Below are 18,995 nucleotides of genomic sequence, written 5' to 3'. Positions count from 1 at the left end.
AAAAAAACAGAAAGCGATTCATACATTAAAGATATCAAGCATTAAGCCAAAATACATAAATTTTCTATTTTTTGAATTGCTTGAAATGCCTTAAATTCGTCTTCTATGACCAGCAAGTTACAAACTCCTATCGATTATTTAAAAGGCGTAGGCCCCAATAGGGCCGATTTACTACGCAAGGAGTTAGGCATTCATACCTATCAAGACTTATTAAATTTATTTCCCAACAGATATATAGACCGAACGCGTTATTACAAAATAAACCAGTTGCAACAAAGCAATGCTGATGTTCAGGTTATTGGTAAAATAACGGCATTTAAAGAAGTTGAGCAAAAAAGAGGCAAACGCTTGGTCGCCACCTTTCAAGATGATACAGGCGTTATGGAATTGGTCTGGTTTCGTGGTCAAAAATGGATACGTGATAACTTAAAGTTAAACACTACTTATGTAGTTTTTGGTAAAACAAATTGGTTTAGCGGCAAATTTAACATGCCTCACCCCGAAGTAGAACTGCAGGAAGAGCATGAAAACAATTTACGTTCTGCCATGCAACCCGTTTATCCTTCAACCGAAAAACTTTCAAACAGAGGGATTACCAACCGTATTATTATTAAAATCATCCAAGAGTTATTTCTTGAAACGGGAGGTCGATTTTCCGAAACGTTATCTGACCCCTTACGTTCCGAATTAAAATTAATAGGCAAAAGTGACGCCTTGTTTAATGTGCATTTCCCCAAGAGCCAAGAGCTATTAGCGAAGGCCCAATTTCGATTGAAATTTGAAGAACTTTTTTATATTCAGTTTCAACTTATCATTAAAAATTTAGTTCATAAAGCAAAAATAAAAGGCTTTCCTTTTGACCATGTTGGTAGTTACTTTACCAACTTTTTCAGCAACCATTTACCCTTCGAATTAACCAATGCACAGAAACGTGTTTTAAAAGAAATTCGAGCCGATTTAGGTAGTAATGCCCAGATGAATCGACTTTTGCAAGGAGATGTAGGTTCTGGGAAGACCATAGTAGCCTTCATGTCAATGTTAATGGCACTTGACAACGGTTTTCAAGCCTGCTTAATGGCACCGACTGAAATTTTGTCAGTTCAGCACTATAACGGTTTACTTGAGTTTTGTAATAAATTGAATATCAGCGTTCAAATACTAACAGGTTCAAGTAAAACTTCAGAAAGAAAAAAAATCCATGCCGCGTTAGAATCTGGCGAATTACAGGTGCTTATTGGTACCCACGCGCTGTTAGAAGACAAGGTGAAATTTAAGAATTTAGGGCTTGCCATCATAGACGAGCAACACCGTTTTGGCGTCGCACAGCGTAGTAAATTATGGCATAAAAATACGTCGCCTCCACATGTTTTAGTAATGACAGCAACCCCTATTCCGCGTACTCTAGCGATGTCTGTTTATGGTGATTTAGACATCTCGGTTATTGATGAATTACCTGCCGGAAGAAAGCCTATAAAAACAGTACACAGGTATGATAAAAACCGCTTGAATGTCTTTAAATTTATTAGAGACGAAATAACAAAAGGCCGACAAATTTATATTGTCTACCCACTTATTCAAGAAAGTGAAGCACTCGATTATAAAGATTTAATGGATGGTTACGAAAGTATTTCACGAGACTTTCCCATGCCTAAATATCAAATCTCTATTGTTCACGGAAAAATGAAACCTGCCGATAAAGATTTTGAAATGCAACGTTTCATTAAAGGTGAAACTCAAATTATGGTGGCCACTACAGTTATTGAAGTAGGCGTTAATGTTCCCAATGCGTCGGTAATGATTATTGAAAGTGCAGAACGCTTTGGTTTATCTCAACTTCACCAATTGCGAGGTCGTGTAGGGCGTGGTGCCGAACAGAGCTATTGTATTTTAATGACTGGCCATAAATTAAGTGATGATAGTAAAACCCGATTAGCAACCATGGTAAGAACCAGTGATGGTTTTGAAATTGCTGAAGTTGATTTACGTTTACGCGGACCAGGAGACCTCATGGGCACGCAACAAAGCGGTGTTTTAAACCTTAAAATCGCCGATATTATAAAGGATAAAGACATTTTACAAAGCGCCCGCTTTCACGCAAAAAAGTTACTTAAAGAAGATTCTAAGCTGTCTAAGCCAGAAAACAAAGTTGTTTTAGATACGTACAGAGATTTAAGTAAGTATAAAAATATTTGGAATTATATCTCATAAATACATAATAACACCAATCACAACAACTTAGTTAGTCCTTTTCTAGTGTTTAGTATGATTACAATTAAACAAAAAACTCAACCATTTCTAGTTGAGTTCCATACTGTTCGCTGTCTGATTAATACTGATAACAAGATAGTTAGAAAATCAATTAAAATTATGATTGTGGTGTTAAATTAATTTGATTCATTAATAATTAACATTTTCATGAAGGCCCGAGTTACTCTTCCAATAAAACCACCTTTCAATAAAACATTATGTTTAACTTTGCTTTCATTTAAAAGCATCAAAAAACAAGAATGATTCACATTCACGAAAAGACATTACAAGATTTAGAGTTTTCTACAGTTTTAAGACAAGTAAGCGAACATTGTGTTACCCCGTTGGGAAACGAACAAGCGTTACAAATAACACCTTTTAGCACTCAGGAATCACTACTTAATAACCTGCAATTAACCAATGAGTATCTGTCGTCATTTTACAACGACAACCGCATTCCTAATCATGGTTTTGATACTATTACTAAAGAAATCAAGCTTCTGCGTATTGAGAATACATATTTAGAAGTTCATAGTCTAAAAAAAATAGTTGCTATATCATTAACTTGTAATGAATTGGTGACCTTCTTAAAAAAGTTTGCGGTCTATTACCCAAACTTAAACGAGTTTGCAGAGCATATAGAAGTAACTAAAGCCATTATTGAAAAGGTAGACGGCATTGTAGATCGTTTTGGAGACATTAAAGACAACGCATCTACATTGCTTTTTGATTTAAGGCAGAATATAAATAAAGTAAAAGGTCAAATTAACCAGAGCTTTGCTTCGGCTTTAAATATGTATCACGGACTTGAATACTTGGACGATATTCGTGAAAGTGTTGTAGAGAATAGACGTGTTTTAGCTGTCAAAGCCATGTACCGCCGTAAAGTACGAGGTTCTATAATGGGTAACAGCAAAACAGGAAGTATTGTATACATGGAACCCGAAACCACACTGAAATATTCACGAGAACTCAATAATTTAGAGTTTGAAGAAAATGAAGAAGTTGTTCGTATTTTAAAAGCACTCACCAATTTTATTCGTCCGTTTTTACCCCTTTTAGAAAATTACCAAGATTTTTTAGTCGCAATCGATGTTATTTCGGCGAAAGCTAAATACGCACATTCTATGAATGCCATTCTTCCTGAAATATCAGAAGAAAAAGCGATGTATTTACGAGATGCCTACCACCCACTTCTCTATTTGAATAATGTTGAAAAGAAAGCAAAAACATTTCCGCAAACCATAGAATTACAGAAAGATAGCCGCATTATTGTGATTTCTGGCCCCAATGCAGGAGGAAAAAGCATCACCTTAAAAACGGTAGGTTTACTTCAAGTTATGTTACAATGCGGAATGCTTATTCCTGTGCACGAACGCAGTAAAGTCTGTTTGTTTGACCGTATTTTAAGTGATATTGGCGATAATCAATCCATTGAAAATCACTTAAGCACTTACAGCTACCGTTTAAAGCAAATGAATTATTTCTTAAAGAAGTGTAACAAAAACACCCTCTTTTTAATAGATGAATTTGGAACAGGTAGTGACCCCGAACTTGGTGGCGCTTTAGCTGAAACCTTTTTAGAAGAGTTTTACCACAGAGAAGCTTTTGGCATCATCACAACACATTATGCCAATTTAAAAATATTAGCTAATGAGTTGCCTTTTATGCTTAACGCCAATATGTTGTTCGATGAAAAAACCTTAGAACCTCTATATAAATTGGTTATTGGACAAGCAGGAAGTAGTTTTACTTTTGAAGTAGCACAGAAAAACGGCATCCCATTCGGATTAATTAATCGGGCTAAAAAGAAAATTGAACGCAGTAAAGTGCGTTTCGATGCTACCATTGCTAAACTTCAAAAAGAGCGTTCAAAACTCGAAAAAACGGGAGAATCTTTAAAACTGAACGAAAAGAAAAAGCTTCAAGAAGCTGATAAGCTTGAAGAAACCAATGCGAAAATTCAGAAGAAACTCGAAAGTTATCAAGAATTATATGACAGCAACCAGCGTCTGGTGTATTTAGGGCAAAAAGTAAACGATATTGCCGAAAAATATTTTGAAAATAAGCAGAAAAAAGAGCTGATGGGCGAACTTTATAAAATCGTTCAAATTGAAAATTCCAAGCGAAAAAAGGTCACTGTTAAAGAGAAAAAAGTCATTAAAGCCAAAGAACAAAAGGTAAAACAAGAGGCTGAAAAAGTAGTGACTGTGATTCGCGAAAAGAAAAAGGAAGCTAAGAAAAAAGCGATTCAAGCCCCTAAACCAAAAGTCAGTTTAAAAATAGGCGATCGTGTACGCATGCGAGACGGACGCGCGGTTGGTAGTATCGATAAAATCGAAAAAAACAAAGCAGTCGTCAACTATGGTATATTCACAACCAATGTCAGTATAGATGAATTGGATTTAGTTGAAGCTTTTAAAAAATAATCAAAACATTTTTCGCTTATCTTTATCAAAAAAAAATAGATATGAAAAAAGCGATAGCCTTATTTTTTGTATTGAGTGTTCTGCCTTTGATATATGCTTGTAGCACTTCCGATGCTGAGGAAGAAAAAGAAATCATTAACGAAGAAATTGTAGAAGAACCGAACGAACCACCAGCTGAAGACCCCAAATTTATTTGGAAAAACTGGTATTTGTCTGTTCCCATAAATCGTGGTGACGGTAATGCGACTTCTATTTACTACCAAGCCATAGAAAGCAATACACTAACCGCAGCCCAATCTGAATACTTCAAAAACAACACAGATGGCAGCTATACTATGTTTACTAAATTTACAGGCTTTACAACCTCTGGAGAATCTGCATTAAATGGTGGTAAATACTGCCGTACCGAGCTCCGTGAATTTTGGAAAGGTAACCAAACAACCAGCGATAACTGGTCTATGAGTACGGGTACACATATTATGGAAACCACTTTAAAAGTTGATTTTGTTGAAGGAAACGGAAGAACCATTGTGGCACAAATTCATGGTATTGAAACAACAGGCTCTGTTGGAGCTCCAGCTACGGTTAAAATACGTTGGAATAGCGGCGAAATTCAACTTGATTATTATACCAAGCCAAATAATGGAGACCCATGGACAAGCGCCTACGACAATAAAACGAACGTTGGTAAAGTAGATAATGAACTATTTACTTTCAAGATAAAAATTGAAAACGGAAAATTTTACTATGCTTTAGTTTGTGAGGCAAAGGGTATTAATACCGACTACACCTTTGTTTACGATTATGTTGCTAACAACTATGCGCACAACAACTATTTTAAAACGGGTAATTACTATGGCTGGAATGCAGACTACGAGAAAAGAGCACAAGTGACTTTACATGCTGTAAAAACTCAGCATTTTTAAATAGCTTTTAAAACGCTTATCGTACTTTTGTAATGTGAAAATAAAACTCCCAAATAACAAAAAACTTATATTATTCGACGGTGTTTGTAACCTGTGCAATGCATCTGTCCAATATGTTATTAAACATGATTCGCATGATGTATTTCTGTTTGCAGCTTTACAAAGTGATATTGGTGAACAAATTATTAAACACAATAAAATAGACGTCTCAAAAATAGATTCTATTTTATTGTATACTCCTGATGCAGGAATTGATTACAAATCGACCGCTGCTTTAAAAATAGCGAGTCAATTAGGATTTCCTCAAAATTTAATGACTGTATTTTTTATAATCCCTGCTGTTATTCGGAATAAGGTGTATGATTATATAGCTAAAAATCGCTATAAATGGTATGGCAAAAAAGAATCTTGCTGGATACCAACTCCAGAATTGAGAAGTAAGTTTTTAGGATAATACTCTAGGTCTTTACGAACGGGGTGATGCAAAATGCATATTATTCACGTCATTGTAAGAACGAAGCACAAAGCCATCTGTGAATCTTTTTTATGTTTTTTATTTAGTTTCAATCATGAGATTACGCTGGTCATAATTCTCTCGTAATTACGGGTTATTCAAGTACCAAACTCCCCCACTCGGTCCAAGAACCATCATACACAGCAATATTTTCATACCCTGAAATGGTTGCACCAAGCGCTAACACACAGGCTGTAATTCCAGAACCGCAAGAAAAAACAATAGGCGTTTCTTTATCCGCTAGGTTTTTAAACTTAGACGCTATTGCTTCATTTGCTATCAATTGTTTATCAACTAGCAAATCTTCAAAAGGTAAGTTTACCGAATTTGGAATGGTTCCCATACGCAAACCTTCACGAGGTTCTGCTTCCAAACTTTTAAAACGTCCTTCAGAACGCGCATCAATAATGGTATGACTCTTCGTTTCTGAAACCAGTTTCATATCATTAAAAAACCTCATTAATTCAGGCTTATGTGATGCTTCAAAATTACCTGATGCACCAACATATGGTTTCATGGATTCAGTAGAATAACCGGCTTTATTCCATTCCGGGAAACCGCCATTTAAAACAGCCACATTATTGTACCCAAAGGCTTTAAACAGCCACCAAACACGAGCGCTAGAGTAAATACCTTTATCATCATACACCACAATAGCACTATCTTTATTGATACCCAATGCGCGTGCCGATTCTTGAAATTGCGCTTCGGAAGGAAACGTAGAAGGAAACGGTGCTGACGTATCGCTGAATTTATTTTTTATATCAAATAATCGTGTATGCGGAATTTGAGATTGTGATGCATCAAACACCTTATTAATAGTGCCATCTAACACCACTAAATTTTCAGTTTCTAAATGATCATGAAGCCATGATACCGAAACAACAGGATGTGTTATATTAATTTTAGCCATAACGAACTGGTATAATTAAGAATCTAAATCGAAAGTTTCTGTTGGACTTTTAGTCTCTTTATAGTTTAGCATGTTTTCGCCATCGGCAATAATAGAACACACCGTAGCATCTCCCGTAACATTAACAACCGTTCTAAACATATCTAAAATTCTATCTACAGGAAAAATAATAGCAATCCAAACAGGGTTTAAACCTACTGAATTCAATACAACAATAAGCATTACTAAACCAGCACTTGGTACTGCTGCCGAACCAATAGAGGCCAAAGTAGTCGTTAAAACTACGGTTAATTGCTGACCAATAGTTAAATCGATCATGTGCATTTGTGCTAAAAAGATAACTGCTACAGCTTGATACAAACTAGTTCCATCCATATTTACAGTGGCACCAATTGGTAAAACAAAACTGCTTACTTTTTTATCGGCACCTAAGTTTTGCTCAACACACTCCATAGTAACAGGTAGCGTAGCTGCACTACTTGATGTTGAGAACGCCAACGTTTGTGCGGGCCCCATCGATTTGAAAAAGCCTAAATACGGTATTTTCTTTACGAAAAGTTTTAAAATAGCTGGGTACGCCACAAAAATCATTAATAAAAGGCCTAGTAAAACGGTTAATGAATACCAACTTAAGCCTTTAAAAATCTCAATTACTTTTCCAATATCATCACCTGCCATTTTACTTACAACACCTGCCAATAAAGCGAATACAAAAAACGGAGCCGCTTGCATAACCAAGTCTACCATTTTTAAAAACACTTCGTTTATGCCATCAACCAAGGTTAAAACAGGTTGCGATTTTTCGTTAGGTATAAATAACAAACACACCCCAAAAAACAGGGCGAAAAAGATAATTTGAAGCATCAAACCATTATTAGAAAGGGACGCGAAAAAATTCTGCGGCACAATATCGATTAAAGGTTGCAATGGTGATACTTGTTTTTGCTCGTTTGCTTTATCCAGCTTATCTGAAACGGACGCTTCTTTTAATTCTGATTTTGTTAATTTTGAAATCTCTTGCGCACGCTCAAAAAACTCAGGATCTTTTAAGTAATTAATCCCGTCTTTAACCTCATGTCCTTGAGAAGCTGCCCAAATTTCGTAGCTAATTCTGTTATCTATTCTACTTTGTTCATCTATTAGTTTACCTGGTTTTATAACATTTACCAAGCCCAAGCCTAAAGAAATGGCCATAATCGTGGTTAGCAAATAAATGAATAAGGTTTTTCCCCCCATTCTTCCTAAACTTTTAGGGTCCCCTATATTAGCAACTCCTCCTATAATGGAGAATAACACTAATGGTACGGCTATCAATTTTAATAAATTGATAAAAATAGTACCAAACGGGTCTATCCAATTGATGGTAAACGCACTCCAACCTAAGGAACTTGAAAGTAATGCCCAAATAATACCGAGCGTCATGCCTATTAAGATTTTCCAGTGTAGTGCTAGTTTTTTCATAAATTGAATACGTTTCTTTTATTGTGCAAGCAATATAAGAATTTAATAGCTTGATTGCAGAATTTGAAGCGTGGTTTCTGTTTTAGTGGGGTTGGTTTTTTATAATATAGATAACTGAACTCATAGTCAAATTAAATAAGTCACGACACTATAATAGCTGAAAAAATAATCACTTTAGACTTCTGTTTATTTTGAATTAAGGTTTACAGTTATACCAAAACAAGAAAATCCAGTCAATAATTACAGAAAACTTAAAGTGAGCATTTATCCAAGTAAAGATTCCGGGTTTTCAGATATACAATAACCACCACTGATAATTTAGCCCCGATTGAAGCGGCATCCTTTTTAAAATATGGTGCGCCAAAACTTATGGCTAACTAAAGGTTGACAGATTGCTTCGTCGTGCTTCCTCGCAATGACCTTTTAAAAAGATGAAGCTGAAAGCGGGAAATAGCTACTAACTATACATTTTATTTTGCAGGTAAAAATCGGCTATTACCAAAGCCGCCATAGCTTCTACAATAGGTACAGCTCTTGGCACCACACATGGGTCGTGACGTCCTTTACCTTGCATTTCGACGCTATTTCCGTCTTTATCGATGGTTTGGTATTTTTGAATTAAGGTCGCTACTGGCTTAAATGCTACATTAAAGTAAATATCCATACCATTGCTTATACCGCCTTGAATACCACCTGAATAGTTAGTTTTTGTAGTTCCGTCGTTGTTAAACGCATCGTTATGTTCGCTACCTAACATGGTACAACCTTCAAAACCGCTACCGTATTCAAAACCTTTTACAGCGTTGATGGATAACATGGCTTTACCAAGTTCGGCATGTAGTTTATCGAAAACAGGTTCGCCCAAACCTACGGGTACATTTTTAATAACACAACTTACAATACCACCTACGGTATCGCCTTTTCCGCGAACTTCTTTAATATAGGTTTCCATATCTGCCGCCATTTTAGCATCTGGACAGCGCACAATGTTTGATTCTACTTGCGTTAAATCTAACTCGTTATATGGTTTATTAAGTTTCATGGTACCAACACCTGATACGTAAGCCGTAACTTCAATGCCTTTTAGCATTTGTTTTGCAATGGCACCAGCAACAACACGACATGCGGTTTCGCGGGCAGAACTGCGCCCACCACCACGGTAATCGCGTACACCGTATTTTTTATCATAGGTATAATCGGCGTGACTTGGCCTGTAACTATCTTTTATATGCGAATAATCGTGAGATTTCTGATTGGTGTTTTCAATAACGAAACCAATAGAAGTTCCTGTGGTAACACCTTCAAAAATTCCGGAATGAAATTTCACTGTATCTGGCTCTTTACGTTGCGTAACGATGGCAGATTGCCCTGGCTTTCTACGGTCTAATTCTTGCTGAATAGCCTCTAAATCTAATTCAATTCCAGATGGACAACCATCAATAACACCGCCTAATGCAGGTCCGTGAGATTCGCCATAAGTTGTTAGAGTAAACAGTTTTCCAAAAGAATTTCCAGCCATATCGATAATTTTTTGCTAAAGTAAATCTATTCTTAGAGATATGGAAATGAAATAGCATAAAGAGACCCCAAACGAAGCAGAAACACGTAACATTTGATTAACAATATACTCATGTTTAGATAATTATGAGGTAATGTTTAAGTCATATAAAATCGAGTATTTTACTAAAAGCAAATTATTAGTTTGAAAATTAAACGAAAAATAGAAATTGTAGTGATATCAGATGTGCACCTGGGTTCTACACAGTGTCATGCTAAACACTTATTGAATTACCTGAACAGTATAGAACCTAAAAAGCTTATTTTAAACGGTGATATTCTCGATATCTCTCAATTTAGCAAGCGCTACTTCCCGAAATCGCACCTAAAAGTGATAAAAAAAATCATGACTATGACTACTGATGGTGTTGATGTTGTTTACATTACGGGCAATCATGACGAAATGATTAGGAAGTTTACAGGAACCACCATTGGAAATATACGCATTGTAGATAAGTTGGTTTTAGAACTACACGGTAAACATGCTTGGTTTTTTCATGGTGATGTGTTTGATGTTTCGTTGCAAAACGCCAAATGGCTTGCGGAATTTGGAAGCTATGGATACCATGCTTTAAACAGGCTAAACCAACTTGTGAACTGGTATTTGGTAAATCGTGGTAAAGAGCGCTATTCCTTCTCAAAAAAACTAAAAAACAATAAAAAAAGTGCAGCAAAATATAGCCGTATATACGAAAAAGTGATTTCTAACTTAGCCATTGAAAACGGTTATGATTATGTGATTTGCGGCCATATTCACCAACCAAAAATGGCATATATTGAAACTAACCATGGTAAAACCATCTATCTGAATTCAGGCGATTGGGTTGAAAATTTCACCGCTTTAGAATACCAGTTTAAACGTTGGAAAGTGTATCACTACAAAAAAGATAAACGCTCCCCTTTTTTTATTGATAACGAATTGAAAGCTAAAGATAACAACCGTTTAATTGCAGCTATAACCATTATAGACCAGACATCTAAATAGGTTTTTAAGTTGAATTGTTTGTGAGTTTTGTTGATTACAGACCTATTTCTGAGACTGAGACTGAGACCGCAAACTAAACCAAAGCTTCTCGTAAAATAGTAATAGGGTGCTTCGCTTCGCGCTGTGTACCGTCTTTAATTTGATGCCTACAACTGGTTCCATTCGCAGAAATTTGCACATCCATGGATGCTTTTCTAACCGCCGGAAACAGCGTTTGTTCCCCCACTTGCATACTCACTTCATAATGCTCTTTTTCGTAACCAAAACTTCCTGCCATACCACAACAACCACTTGGAATGATAGTGACTTTATAGTTTTTTGGTAAATTCAAAACATCGAAACTAGACAGTTGATTACTAAATGATTTTTGATGACAATGTCCATGAAACTTAATGGTTTTTGCTTCAGAAGTAAATTGATCTGAAGTAATGTTGCCTAATTTTATTTCTTGCTGAATGAATTCTTCAATTAAAAAGGTGTTTTTGGCGATGCTTTCAGCGGAAGCTCTATCATCAGCCAATCGTAAATATTCATCCTTAAAGGTTAAAATAGCAGAAGGTTCAATACCAATTAAAGGCGTTTCTTTTGAAACTAAATCTTTAAAAATACGCACGTTTTTATTCGCCAAATCTTTAGCCTGTTCTAACAAACCTTTGGATATAAAACTGCGACCAGATTCTGCATGTTCAACCATTTTAACCTCGTAATTCAAGGCTGTTAAAAGCTGAATAGCATCTATACCTATAGCCGTGTCTAAGTAGTTTGAAAACTCATCATTAAACAAGTAAATCGTTTTTATATACTTCCCTCTAACCTCTTGTCTTTTAATATTTTGAAACACACTACTTAAACTTTTGTTTGAAATTAAAGGTAAACTCCTTTTTTTAGCGATTCCGAACGTTTTTTTAAGAATAGCGGATGTAATGCCATTAGAAAACACCAAGTTAGCAAACCCTGGAAACACGCTTCCGTAACGGTTTAAGTTGTTGTTATAAGCGAATAATTTGGTACGTAATGAGACCCCGTTTTCCTTTTGATATTGGTATAGAAACTCCGCTTTCAAACTCGCCACATCCACACTACTTGGACATTCACTAGCACAGGCTTTACAGCTTAAACACAAATCGAAGACTACTTTTAATTCTTCATGGTCGAACTTATTGGTTTTATCAGAATTCGTTAAAAACTCACGCAACGCATTCGCTCTAGCCCGTGTGGTATCTTTTTCGTTTCTCGTCGCTCTATAACTTGGGCACATTGTACCACCAAATTCTGGAAGCTTTCTACAATCACCCGAGCCGTTGCATTTTTCAGCCTCACGTAAAATACCCTGTGAATGCGAAAAATCGAGTATGGTTTCAATTTCTGGTTCCTCCCTATCTTGCTCATAACGCAAGGATTTATCCATAGGAAATGCCTCTACAATTTTACCAGGATTGAAAATATTCTCTGCATCAAAAGCCGATTTGATTCGCTTTAATATTTGATAATTCGCATCACCAATCATTAACGGAATAAATTCTGCACGTACAATGCCATCGCCATGTTCCCCACTCATAGAACCGCCATATTTTTTCACTAAATGGGCGACATCGGTAGTTATTTTTCTAAATAACACGACGTCTTCAGACTTTTTAAGGTTTAGTATCGGTCGTAAATGCAGCTCGCCAGCACCTGCATGTGCGTAATAAATTGCTTCCTGGTTATACGCTTTCATTAATGCTGAAAACTCTGCTATATAATTAGCTAAATCAGGTACCGTTACAGCAGTATCTTCAATACAGGGTGCCGATTTTTTATCGCCAATAATATTACCCAATAAGCCTAAACCGGCACTACGTAAATTGTTTGCTTTGTTTATTTCGTCTCCTTCAAGTGTGGGAACCGCGTAACTTAAACCTGAAACCTCTATCGCTTTTACTAAATTTGCCGCCAAAACAGAGACTTCTTCTTTTGTAAACGCCCTGACTTCGCACATTAAAATGGCTTTGGGGTCGCCTTCAATAAAACTCCTGTTTTCTTGTTGTGTTTTGTTGTGTTTTGTACAATCTAAAATGGTTTTATCCATCATTTCACAAGTGTACAAATTATGATTCATCACCATTTCAACAGCATTTAAACAACTTTCTATACTCGTGAAATGCGCCGCTACCAAAATAGCTTCTTGTGGTGGCAGTTTATCTAATTTTAATGTGATTTGCGTTGTAAATGCCAACGTGCCTTCACTTCCTGAAAGCAGTTTACACATATTGAATTTTTCAGTTGTATTTGAAAACACCTCCGATTTTATCAATTCATCAATAGCATAACCCGTATTTCTTCTATGTATCTCTGGTTTTGGGAAATTTTCAATAATTTGATTTTGAACAATTTCCGAAGCCAATTCTGTGTAAATATTTTCGTAAATACGTCCTTCCAAGGTATCTAACTTCGTTTTCTCATGAAACGCTTCAGAAGACAAGTCATTAAAAACAACGCTGCTTCCATCACTTAATATGGTATGCATTTCAATCACCTTATCACGCGTTACCCCAAATTGAATGGATGTGGTGCCTGATGAGTTATTGCCTACCATACCTCCTATCATACATCTATTAGAAGTGGATGTATTCGGGCCAAACCACAGGCCAAAAGGTTTTAAATAATTGTTTAATGCATCGCGAACCACACCCGGTTGTACCGTAACTGTCTGTTCTTTTTCATTAACATCTAAAATTTTCGTGAAATATTTTGAAACATCTACCACAATACCTTCCCCAACACATTGACCAGCAAGCGAAGTGCCTGCCGTTCTTGGTATTAACGAGGTATTATGCGTCTTTGCAAATTGAATGAGCAACTTAATATCTTCATTATTTTTAGGATACCCCACCGCCAAAGGCAACATTCTAAATACAGAAGCATCGGTGGCGTAGATTGATTTTATTAAATCGTCGTGGAATAATTCGCCCGAAATTTTTTCGCTTAATGTCTGTAAATGTGATGTTAAGGTCATGCTTATTAAAAAATAATTATAAATCTAAAAAGAAGTTAAATATAAATACAATTTTGGCGTTATTTTTGCAAAATCAATCAGGATTATTAACAATGATCTGAATGCATTAATTGCACGTATATTAATCACAAATAAAAAATTACAATTTATGAAGAAATTACTATTATTATCAGTGGCGTTATTAGGTTTTACCTTTGCATCGACCGCACAAGACATTTCAAAAAACGCTTTAGGTTTACGTTTAGGAGACAGTAACGGGGTTGGCGCTGAAATATCGTATCAACATGCCTTAGGAGGCAATAACCGTTTAGAAGTAGATTTAGGATGGAGAGACGGAAAAGACTATGACGGTTTTAAAATTGCTGGTTTATACCAATGGGTATGGAACTTAGATGGTGGTTTTAACTGGTACGCAGGTGTTGGTGGTGGTTTAGGATCGTTTGATCATAACGAAAAAGACCATTATGATGATAACGATACTTTTATATTTGCTGCAGGTGATATTGGTATTGAGTACAATTTTGATATTCCGTTATTAATCTCTTTAGATTTTAGACCAGAACTTGGTTTTGGAGATAGACACCATAACAATAACGATTTAGGTTTTGACATCGCTTTAGGTATTAGATATCAATTCTAATTAAAATAGTAGTTATAAAAAAAAGCGCCTTGATTAAGGCGCTTTTTTTATGCTTTTATATTACTACACCAAACATTTGGCTAAGGTATCTTCATAAATAGCTTCATATTGTGGGACAATGGACGTTAAATCATATTTTTCAGCCGTTAATCTCGCATTTTTCTTAAAGGTTAAAAGACGTTCAGCATCACTTAAAATATACAATGCATTTTTAGTCATGTCTTCTATATCACCAACATTACTTAAAAATCCAGAGACACCATGAATGTTCACTTCTGGAATACCTCCTGTATTACTCGAAATAACCGGTACACCGGAAGCCATAGCTTCTAAAGCGGCCAATCCGAAACTTTCGGTTTGTGATGGCAATAAAAACAAATCACTGAAACATAGAATTTTATCTATTTCATTACTTTTTCCGAAGAAAATCACTTTATCTAAAATACCCAATTCTTGGCAGCGGTACTCGATTTTCTCACGTTCGGGTCCCTCGCCAATTAGCATCAGTTTTGCTGGCATTTCTTTTTGAATGTTATAAAAGATACTAATAACATCTTGGGAACGCTTTACGGGTCTTAAATTACTAATATGCGTGATAATTTTTTCATCATCGCTCGCCATCATTCCACGTTGACAATCGGTAAAATTATGATTGTATTTTTCTAAATCGATAAAATTAGACACCACATGGATATCGTTCTTGATATCAAACAAACGCAACGTATCATCTTTCAAACTCTGAGATACCGCCGTAACAGCATCCGATTTATTGATACTAAAGGTCACCGCTGGTTTATAAAATGGGTGACTCCCCACAAGTGTGATATCTGTTCCGTGCAAAGTGGTAACAATAGGTACCAAAATACCTTCTTCTTCCAACATCTTCTTTGCCATATACGCTGCATAGGCGTGCGGAATGGCATAGTGCACGTGTAAAATTTCAATTTTATGAAGTTTTACCATATCCACTAACTTGCTCGATAGCGCCAACTCGTATGGCTGGTAATGAAATAATGGATATTCAGGCACATTCACCTCATGGTAATGCACATTATTACTCAGTAATTCTAAGCGTACAGGTTGGTTATAAGTAATAAAATGAATTTCATGACCACGTTTAGAGAGTTCTAATCCTAACTCTGTTGCAACCACTCCACTACCCCCAAAAGTTGGGTAACATACTATGCCTATTTTCATATTATAAGTTTTAAGTGACTAAATTTCAATTGCTTAAAGTTTTTAAATTAACAACCTTAAACAATTGATTTATAGTACTTTTATTTAATTATCGCTTCGTAAATTAAGCGTTGTATATCCGTTCTAACATTTTCTTTTAACAACAAATTTTGACCCGCATTTGGGTAGGTTCTATTTGCTAAAAATATATAAACAATCTCTTCATCGGGGTCTGCCCAAGCATAGGTTCCAGTAAAACCGGAGTGCCCAAAACTATTAAGAGATATGCATCCACAAGTGGGGCCTTCCCCGCTTAATTGCGGTTTATCGAAACCTATACCTCGTCTATTATCTTTATCACAGAAATAACAGGTATTAAACTTATCTAAGGTTTCTGGTTTTAAATAACGCTTACCACCGTAAAACCCTTTTTGCAAATACATTTGCATGATTTTAGCAACATCGTTGGCATTACTAAATATACCGGCATGCCCACCAACACCATCTTGCATTGCGGCTCCCATATCGTGTACATAACCGTGTACCTCTTGAAACCTGTAATAATCGTCAATTTCAGTTGGCACAATTTTCTTACTACTTATTTTATGATACGGGTTATACATGGTATGGTTCGCTCCTAACGATTTATAAAAACGATCTTGAACCAACGCATCCAATGTTTGGTCGTAATACTCTTCAATATATTTCTTTAAAATATAATATGGAAAATCACTGTATCTATATCTCAATCGATCTAACAGATCAGAATCTTTAATTATTTTCTGAATAGAATCCTGATAATCAGAACGTAAATACAAATTATTGGCGACTTCAATATTAAACTTGTCACTGCGTTCTTTTCTATAATATTTTTCACTTGGGCGCTTCGTATCACTATCTAACGTATGTGCATAAAAAGGTTCCCAAGGCCTAAGTCGCGCATAATGCGATAACATTGCTTTTAAAGTGATATTTTTCTTGTTGGAGGTTTTATAGCCCTGTATCATTTTAGATAATGGTGTCTCTAAATTCACCACACCTTGCTCTTCCAATTCCATAAGCAATGGTAAGGTTGCCAGAATTTTAGTAAGTGATGCTACATCATAAATATCATCAGATAACACTTTAGAATTACCTGTATATCGATGCTGACCAAAATTCTTGCTATAAATAACTTTCCCCTTTCTAGCTACTAATAATTGAATACCTGGCGTCATTTTGCGGTCTACCGCATTTTGAGCAATGGCATCAATTTTGTTCAATTTTTCTGAATCCATACCAACACGTTCTGGTACGGTATAGCTTAAACGTTTAATGGCATTATTTTGAATACCATCTCCTACTTTAAAATGGTTTCCAATAGAAACAGGCAAACTTCCTTTAGATTCAATAGCTCCAAAAATAAGTTGTGCCGATTTTTCTTGAGCAATTTCACTATTTTGATAACTAACTACAATACTTTCAATATTTTCAATGCTTGCTAAATCTGAAAGTGCATACGGTTTTACAAACACATCTAAAACAACTTTATGTGTACGTGTTATTTCATATAACCAAGTTAATTCGGTTTCTGTAAATTGATTCGATTTCCAAGGGTTTTCATTTGAACGATGTAAACCAATCACCACCGTATTATAATCTTGAAGTTTTGCTAATAGTTCATCTAAAAAATCAGCTTCAATTTGGTGTACTTTGGTGTACTTTTTAAGTTCATCAAGAAAAACGGAACCATTATCATCACCCATTTTAACATAAGCAATTGTTCTGTCTTCCAATTTACGAAGTGGTAACAAATCCTGTTCATTCTTAACAATGGTAATGGCATTCTCTAGAAGTTCTTCATACAGAATATCATCTTTCAACCTATTTAAATCTTTCGATAAGTTATTCAAACCAATAGGTTTGTATGCATTCAATCCTACTTTATATTTCGCTTGTAGAATTTTTTTAACTGAAAGCGCTAAACGTTTTTCTGTTATTTCACCGTTGTTGTAAGCTTCTATAATTTTTGAAATACCAACAGATACATCTTCAGACATTAACATTACATCGTTTCCAGCTTGAAAAGCAGCTAAATCGATGGCACCAACTTCTTTAAAATCGGCTGCCCCTTTCATAGTTAAAGCATCGGTAAAAATAAGGCCTTTAAAACCTAGTCTTTCCTTCAGGATATCTGTTACGATATGTTTGGACAATGACGACGGGTAACCAGATGGTTCTAAACTTGGTACCTTTAAATGGGCAACCATAACGCTGGAAAGACCTTCATTAATTAACTTTCTATATGGATACAACTCAATAGAATCGATGCGTTTCTCGTTAAAAGTAATAGTTGGTAAGGTTTTATGGGAATCTTGATCGGTATCACCGTGGCCAGGGAAATGCTTCGCACTTGCCAATACACCTGCACCTTGCATGCCTTTCATAAAAGCCAAGGCTTTATCTGTAACATTGTCTCTATCTTCTCCAAATGAGCGGTTTCCTATAATTGGGTTTAATGGGTTGGTATTAATATCAACCACGGGCGCAAAATTAAAATGAACCCCTAATCTTTTACAGTGTTCACCAATTTGCCTTCCTGTCTGCTCTATCAACATGTTGTCTTTTATAGCGCCCAGTGTCATATTCCACGGAAATGCGTAGGTTGAATCTAAGCGCATGCTTAATCCCCATTCAGCATCCATACCAATTAACATTGGGACTTTTGAAAGTGCTTGCAACTCGTTATTTAATTTAGCCTGCCTGTTTGGACCACCAAGTGAATAAATAATACCACCTATATGATGGGTTCTTATCAAATCGATTACCTTCTCTTTTTTTGTTTGGTCTTGATTAGACATTACCTGTACCATGTACAACTGCCCTACTTTTTCGGCCAAAGACATGGAATTATATACACTATCAACCCATTTTTGCTGCGCTTTAACATCTTTGGAAGCCAAAGGATTTCCTTGTGTTTGAGCAAAGGCTGAAAGTGATATATATAGAGAAACTACTGTTAATAAAATTTGACGCATATTGAGGATTAATTTAGTAAGTATATAGTATTAATGACTACATAAATAATCATGCCAAAATACTACTTTTAAAAAGAAGTTGAAAAGACTTTAAGATAGATTTATAAGAAAATAACGAACTATTAAATAGTTACC

General features: G+C 35.7%; 12 protein-coding genes. 6 read left to right on the top strand and 6 right to left on the bottom strand.

The genetic code is table 11. The annotated features are described in order from the left end of the window. Positions 1–105 precede the first annotated feature (105 nt). From recG to Q5N74_RS03650, 4 genes are all read left to right on the top strand, one after another. Complete coding sequence (gene recG, locus Q5N74_RS03665) at positions 106–2,208, top strand: ATP-dependent DNA helicase RecG (protein WP_304387357.1); 2,103 nt, start codon at positions 106–108, stop codon at positions 2,206–2,208. 299 nt (positions 2,209–2,507) lie between these two features. Continuing rightward, a complete protein-coding gene (locus Q5N74_RS03660; RefSeq protein WP_304387356.1) occupies positions 2,508–4,676 on the top strand; it encodes a DNA mismatch repair protein MutS in 2,169 nt (722 codons plus the stop codon). A gap of 41 nt (positions 4,677–4,717) precedes the next feature. Continuing rightward, positions 4,718–5,602 carry a polysaccharide lyase family 7 protein gene (locus Q5N74_RS03655; protein ID WP_304387355.1) on the top strand — a complete coding sequence of 295 codons (885 nt, stop codon included), beginning with the start codon at positions 4,718–4,720 and terminating at the stop codon, positions 5,600–5,602. 34 nt (positions 5,603–5,636) lie between these two features. Beyond that, the gene (locus Q5N74_RS03650) at positions 5,637–6,056 is read left to right on the top strand and encodes a thiol-disulfide oxidoreductase DCC family protein (protein WP_304387354.1); all 420 of its coding nucleotides are present in this window, start codon (positions 5,637–5,639) and stop codon (positions 6,054–6,056) included. 154 nt (positions 6,057–6,210) lie between these two features. Here the strand turns inward: Q5N74_RS03650 and Q5N74_RS03645 are convergent, their stop codons facing one another. From Q5N74_RS03645 to aroC, 3 genes are all read right to left on the bottom strand, one after another. After that, positions 6,211–7,029: a sulfurtransferase gene (locus tag Q5N74_RS03645; RefSeq protein WP_304387353.1), complete on the bottom strand. Its 819-nt coding sequence runs from the start codon at positions 7,027–7,029 to the stop codon at positions 6,211–6,213. A 15-nt stretch (positions 7,030–7,044) separates the two neighbouring features. Further along, on the bottom strand, positions 7,045–8,490 hold the full coding sequence (locus tag Q5N74_RS03640; RefSeq protein WP_304387352.1) for a dicarboxylate/amino acid:cation symporter: 1,446 nt from the start codon (positions 8,488–8,490) through the stop codon (positions 7,045–7,047). 457 nt (positions 8,491–8,947) lie between these two features. Next, positions 8,948–10,009, bottom strand: a complete 1,062-nt coding sequence (gene aroC, locus Q5N74_RS03635) for a chorismate synthase (protein WP_304387351.1) — start codon at positions 10,007–10,009, stop codon at positions 8,948–8,950. Positions 10,010–10,192: 183 nt separating this feature from the next. Here aroC and Q5N74_RS03630 point away from each other — a divergent pair, with 183 nt between their 5' ends. Further along, positions 10,193–11,032, top strand: a complete 840-nt coding sequence (locus Q5N74_RS03630) for a UDP-2,3-diacylglucosamine diphosphatase (protein WP_304387350.1) — start codon at positions 10,193–10,195, stop codon at positions 11,030–11,032. A 73-nt stretch (positions 11,033–11,105) separates the two neighbouring features. Here the strand turns inward: Q5N74_RS03630 and Q5N74_RS03625 are convergent, their stop codons facing one another. Next, the gene (locus Q5N74_RS03625; RefSeq protein ID WP_304387349.1) at positions 11,106–14,027 is read right to left on the bottom strand and encodes an FAD-binding and (Fe-S)-binding domain-containing protein; all 2,922 of its coding nucleotides are present in this window, start codon (positions 14,025–14,027) and stop codon (positions 11,106–11,108) included. Between the two features lie 148 nt (positions 14,028–14,175). Between Q5N74_RS03625 and Q5N74_RS03620 the strand changes: the two genes are divergently transcribed. Continuing rightward, positions 14,176–14,667, top strand: coding sequence for a hypothetical protein (locus Q5N74_RS03620; RefSeq protein ID WP_304387348.1), 492 nt, complete (start codon positions 14,176–14,178; stop codon positions 14,665–14,667). Between the two features lie 63 nt (positions 14,668–14,730). Here the strand turns inward: Q5N74_RS03620 and bshA are convergent, their stop codons facing one another. Beyond that, positions 14,731–15,864 (bottom strand): N-acetyl-alpha-D-glucosaminyl L-malate synthase BshA, encoded by a 1,134-nt coding sequence (gene bshA, locus Q5N74_RS03615; RefSeq protein WP_304387347.1) that lies wholly within the window; start codon positions 15,862–15,864, stop codon positions 14,731–14,733. 80 nt (positions 15,865–15,944) lie between these two features. Continuing rightward, positions 15,945–18,860 carry a glycoside hydrolase family 3 N-terminal domain-containing protein gene (locus Q5N74_RS03610; RefSeq protein ID WP_304387345.1) on the bottom strand — a complete coding sequence of 972 codons (2,916 nt, stop codon included), beginning with the start codon at positions 18,858–18,860 and terminating at the stop codon, positions 15,945–15,947. Between the last annotated feature and the right edge of the window lie 135 nt (positions 18,861–18,995).

It is taken from the genome of Mariniflexile sp. AS56 (assembly GCF_030552475.1).
Lineage (GTDB): Bacteria > Bacteroidota > Bacteroidia > Flavobacteriales > Flavobacteriaceae > Mariniflexile.
Note: the sequence above shows the minus strand (reverse complement) of the source record. Positions and strands in the feature narration are given on the sequence as shown.

Excerpts from the sequence above, each read along its gene's own strand:
- Q5N74_RS03640 (WP_304387352.1), bottom strand. The coding sequence starts at position 8,490 with ATGAAAAAACTAGCACTACACTGGAAAATCTTAATAGGCATGACGCTC.
- bshA (WP_304387347.1), bottom strand. The coding sequence starts at position 15,864 with ATGAAAATAGGCATAGTATGTTACCCAACTTTTGGGGGTAGTGGAGTG.
- Q5N74_RS03660 (WP_304387356.1), top strand. The coding sequence starts at position 2,508 with ATGATTCACATTCACGAAAAGACATTACAAGATTTAGAGTTTTCTACA.
- aroC (WP_304387351.1), bottom strand. The coding sequence starts at position 10,009 with ATGGCTGGAAATTCTTTTGGAAAACTGTTTACTCTAACAACTTATGGC.
- Q5N74_RS03645 (WP_304387353.1), bottom strand. The coding sequence starts at position 7,029 with ATGGCTAAAATTAATATAACACATCCTGTTGTTTCGGTATCATGGCTT.
- Q5N74_RS03610 (WP_304387345.1), bottom strand. The coding sequence starts at position 18,860 with ATGCGTCAAATTTTATTAACAGTAGTTTCTCTATATATATCACTTTCA.
- Q5N74_RS03655 (WP_304387355.1), top strand. The coding sequence starts at position 4,718 with ATGAAAAAAGCGATAGCCTTATTTTTTGTATTGAGTGTTCTGCCTTTG.
- Q5N74_RS03625 (WP_304387349.1), bottom strand. The coding sequence starts at position 14,027 with ATGACCTTAACATCACATTTACAGACATTAAGCGAAAAAATTTCGGGC.
- Q5N74_RS03620 (WP_304387348.1), top strand. The coding sequence starts at position 14,176 with ATGAAGAAATTACTATTATTATCAGTGGCGTTATTAGGTTTTACCTTT.
- recG (WP_304387357.1), top strand. The coding sequence starts at position 106 with ATGACCAGCAAGTTACAAACTCCTATCGATTATTTAAAAGGCGTAGGC.